Source organism: Ferrovibrio terrae (assembly GCF_943371255.1).
In the GTDB taxonomy this organism is placed as follows: Bacteria; Pseudomonadota; Alphaproteobacteria; order Ferrovibrionales; family Ferrovibrionaceae; genus Ferrovibrio; species Ferrovibrio terrae_B.
This window is the reverse complement of sequence record NZ_CALRUC010000190.1, coordinates 1-4,293: the sequence shown is the minus strand read 5'-3', so window position 1 is coordinate 4,293 and position 4,293 is coordinate 1. Positions and strand designations below refer to the sequence as shown.

The following is a 4,293-nucleotide window of genomic DNA, read 5'->3' as shown; positions in this document are numbered from 1 at the left end:
GTTCGCATTCCTTTTGAGCAGCTTGCGGATTCGTGCATCCGGCATGGCAGCCTCGACGATATGCTCGACTTCGGTTGCGGGAGCTGTTTGCATCAGGAATTCATTGGGTGTGATAGCCGTGAAATCGGCATCGAGATAGCCGGGGGCGGTGACCGGATTGACGAAGCGATCTTCCACCTGCAGCGGGATGCCATCGGCCATATGCACCAGTACGGAATGGTAGACGGCGGCATTGGCATTGAGGCCAAGATCGCGGGCAATATCCTGATTTGCCTTCTCGGCATTTAGCAACTCAACGCGCGCCGCATGGCGCTGGCCACGTTCGGCGATTTCCTCGGCAATATTGCGCAGTTCGACCAGATTGAAGATCGGGCGCTTCTCGGCCACGAAGGTGCCCGTGCCCTGCACGCGGACCAGCAGACCCTCATGGGTCAACTCGCGTAGCGCCCGGTTCACCGTCATGCGGCTGACTTTGAGCTGTTTGACCAGGGCACTTTCCGACGGCACTTGGTCGCCGGCGCGCCAGTCGCCGCCCTCGATATGCTTGACGATGAATTCCTTGACCCGGCGATACCGCGGCGTCGGCCCGTTCTGCGTGGCTGCTGACCCGGACATCGGTTTCCCTGCCCCTAAGATCCAATCGGAGCCAGTATAAGTTCAATTGTATATACAAGTCCAGTCGAGGCAAAACCTCGCAAGGCGCCGCGAATCTGTGTAAAACCCACCCACGCAACACCCCTAGCCAGAAACGTGACGCCCGCAGTGACCCAAACGGTGGCCCCAACGGTGACAGTCGTGACCGTAACCCATTACAGCGAGCGCGTGATCGGCGAGTTCCTCGCCCATCTGCCGCCCGGCCGGCCGCTGGTGGTGACCGACAATGCCAGCAGTGATTCGACCCGCGATATCATCCGCAGCCGGCTGCCGAATGCCACGATGATAGCCAATGATGTCGGCCGCGGCTTCGGCAATGCTGCCAATCAGGGCTTGGCCCGGGCAGCCAGTGACTTCGTGCTACTGGTCAATCCCGATGCCAAGCTGCAGCCCGATTGCCTGGATCGCCTGCTGGCTGCCGCCGAACGCTACCCAGAGGCTGGCGTGCTGGCACCGGCGCTGCGTACTCCGGCCGGCGACTGGGAGGTTTCGCATGATGTCGACATGTTCCGCCGGGCCCGGATGTCGCCCAAGCGCATTGATCCCGAGCCGGAAGGGGATATCTGCGCGGATTATGTGTCCGGCGCCGCCATGCTGGTGCGGCGGGCCGCGCTCGACGCTGTGCCGGGCTTCGATCCGGCGATTTTCCTCTATTATGAGGATGATGATTTCTGCATCCGCCTGCGCCGCGCCGGCTGGTGCCTAATCCGTGTCGCCGACGCCATCACCGATCACGTCGGTGGCGGGTCGATCAGGCGCAGCTGGGACAAACATTGGGAGAAGTTCTGGCATATGGCCTGGTCGCGGCTCTATATCGAGCGCAAATATTGCGGTCGTGCCGCGATGTGGCGGATCGCCCTGCCGGCCCTGCTGCGCTTCGGCCTCAAGGCGCCGCTTTACCTGCTCACTGATTTTCGCAACAAGGGCCTGCGTGATGCCGGCCGGTTCTGCGGTACACTGGCTTATTTGATGGGGATGAGTTCGCGATGAAAGCAGTCATTCTGGCTGGCGGGCGCGGCACGCGCATTGCCGAGGAAAGCGTGCTGCGACCCAAGCCGATGGTCGAGATCGGCACCCGTCCGATCCTGTGGCATATCATGAAGATCTATGCAGCCCATGGCATCACCGATTTCGTGATCTGCCTTGGCTACAAGGGCTATATGATCAAGGAGTATTTCGTCAATTATGTGCTGCATGCCGCTGATGTGACGGTCGATCTGGCCAATAACCGGTTGGAATATCTCAGTGGTGCGCCGGAGCCGTGGAAAGTCACTCTGGTCGAGACCGGCGAAGCGACCGAGACTGGTGGCCGGCTCAAGCGCGTGGCGCGTTGGCTGCAGGATGAAGACGCCTTTTGCATGACCTATGGCGATGGTGTTGCCGACATCGACGTTACTGCATCCATCGCCTTCCACCGCGCCCATGGCAAGCTGGCAACGATGACGGCGGTCAGCCCGCCGGGCCGTTTTGGCGCGCTGACCCTGGAGGATGGCGATCGCATCGCCGGCTTCCGCGAGAAGCCACGCGGCGATGGTGGCCTGATCAATGGCGGATTCTTCGTGCTGTCGTCCAAGGTGCTGGATTACATCGCCGACGAAGGCACGGTCTGGGAGCGTGAGCCGCTGGAAAAACTAGCTGCACAGGATCAGTTGCGTGCTTTCCGCCATGACGGCTTCTGGCAGCCGATGGATACGGTGCGCGAACGCGGCATCCTGGAAACCCTCTGGACCAGCGGCAAGGCGCCCTGGAAGACCTGGGTCTGAAGCATGGCGGTCAGCCGTGACTTCTGGCGTGGCCGCCGCGTCCTGTTGACTGGTCATACCGGCTTCAAGGGCGCTTGGGCAGCGCGCTGGCTGCAGCGGATGGGCGCCGAGGTGCACGGCTTCGCGCTGGTGCCCGACAGTGCCCCCAGCTTGCACGCCCTGCTGCGGACACCGCTCGCCGGCGAAACCATCGCTGATCTGCGCGATGCGGCCGCCGTGGAAAAAGCCCTGACGGCGGCGCGGCCCGAGATTGTGCTGCACCTGGCGGCCCAGGCGCTGGTGCCGGCCAGTTACCGCGATCCGTTTGGCACCTGGACCAGCAACCTGATGGGCACAATCAACCTGCTGGAGGCGATGCGGCGGCATGGCGCGCCGCTCACCGCCGTCCTGGTTACGACAGACAAGGTCTATGCCAACAGCGAAAGCGGCATGGCCTTTACCGAGGATGCAGCCTTGGGCGGCGATGATCCCTATTCGGCATCAAAGGCGGCAATGGAAATTGCCGTGCACAGCTGGCGGAAAAGCTTCCTGTCAGCCCGGCATCGCATCGTCACAGCGCGCGGCGGCAATGTCATCGGTGGCGGCGACTGGTCGGCCGAACGGCTGATCCCCGATATCGTGCGCGCAACGCAGGGTCAGCAGGCTGTGGTGCTGCGCCGGCCGGAAGCGACTCGGCCCTGGCAGCACGTGCTGGACCTGGTGCAGGGCTATCTGCTGTATGCCCAGGCGCTGCATGAGGCGCGCGCGGACCTGCCGGCGAGCCTGAATTTCGGCCCGCTGGACGACCAGCGCATCACGGTGGGCGCAATTGCCACCCAGTTTACGCAAGCCTTTGGCGCGCCGGCCTGGCGCCATGAGCCACAGCCGGGGATGCCCGAAAAGGGTGTGCTGGCGCTGGATGCGCGCCGGGCCGTTGCTGCGCTGGACTGGCGGCCGGGTTTTGCCACCCAGGCGGCGCTGGAAGCCACGGTGGCGTGGTATCGTGATTGGCTCGCGGGCGGAGATGCCGCCGCTTTGACCGATGGGCAGATTGCCGATTTCGAGGGACGCGTATGAGTGAGTGCAGATTTTGTCACGCGCCGCTGCGGCGTAGCTTTGTCGATCTGGGGATGCAGCCGCTAGCCAACTCCTATGTGCCGGCGGTGAAGGCCGGACAGGACGAGCCGCGCTATCCGCTGCATGCCCGGGTCTGCGAGCGCTGCTTTCTAGTGCAGGTCGACCACAATGTGCCGGCCGAAGCGATCTTTTCCGACTATGCCTATTTCTCGTCTTATGCCACCAGTTGGGTCGAGCATGCGCGGCGCTATGCCGGGGCGATGACGCAGCGCTTTGGCCTGACGCAGGATTCGCTGGTGGTCGAAGTGGCCAGTAACGATGGCTACCTGCTGCAGCATTTCCAGGCTGCCGGTATCGGCGTTCTGGGAGTTGAGCCGGCAGCCAATGTTGCTGTTGTGGCCGAGCAGAAGGGAATTCCGTCCGAAGTCGCCTTCTTCAATCGCGAGACGGCGCAGCGCCTGCGCGATTCCGGCAAGGCTGCCGATCTGATGGTGGCCAACAATGTGATGGCCCATGTGCCGGAACTCAACCAGTTCATCGCCGGTTTCACGATTCTGCTCAAGCCGCAGGGCGTGCTGACCGTTGAATTCCCGCACCTGCTCAATCTGATCGAGCAGGTGCAGTTCGACACCATTTATCACGAGCACTATTCCTATCTGTCGCTGCTGGCCGCTGAGAAAATCTTCGCCGCCAACGACTTGCGGGTTTTTGATGTCGAAGAGTTGCTCACCCACGGCGGGTCGTTGCGGTTGTTCGTCTGCCATCGCGATGCCGGCCATGCCGATGCACCCGGTCTGACGAATGTGCGGGCCAAGGAGCG

Annotated in this window: 5 protein-coding genes; 4 read left to right on the top strand and 1 reads right to left on the bottom strand. The window is 62.6% G+C overall.

The window, feature by feature from the left end; genetic code table 11:
- Window positions 1–615 (bottom strand): UTRA domain-containing protein (locus AAG799_RS22480; protein WP_341899328.1); only part of this gene is annotated, 615 nt, incomplete at its 3' end.
- A gap of 180 nt (window positions 616–795) precedes the next feature.
- Here AAG799_RS22480 and AAG799_RS22475 point away from each other — a divergent pair.
- From AAG799_RS22475 to AAG799_RS22460, 4 genes are all read left to right on the top strand, one after another.
- Window positions 796–1,644: a glycosyltransferase family 2 protein gene (locus AAG799_RS22475; protein ID WP_341899326.1), complete on the top strand. Its 849-nt coding sequence runs from the start codon at window positions 796–798 to the stop codon at window positions 1,642–1,644.
- Complete coding sequence (gene rfbF / locus AAG799_RS22470; RefSeq protein ID WP_341899325.1) at window positions 1,641–2,417, top strand: glucose-1-phosphate cytidylyltransferase; 777 nt, start codon at window positions 1,641–1,643, stop codon at window positions 2,415–2,417. The genes AAG799_RS22475 and rfbF overlap by 4 nt, the downstream gene beginning before the upstream one ends.
- Window positions 2,418–2,420: 3 nt before the next feature.
- Window positions 2,421–3,473, top strand: coding sequence for a CDP-glucose 4,6-dehydratase (gene rfbG / locus AAG799_RS22465; RefSeq protein ID WP_341899322.1), 1,053 nt, complete (start codon window positions 2,421–2,423; stop codon window positions 3,471–3,473).
- Window positions 3,470–4,293 (top strand): methyltransferase domain-containing protein (locus AAG799_RS22460; RefSeq protein ID WP_341899320.1); only part of this gene is annotated, 824 nt, incomplete at its 3' end. The genes rfbG and AAG799_RS22460, both read left to right, overlap by 4 nt.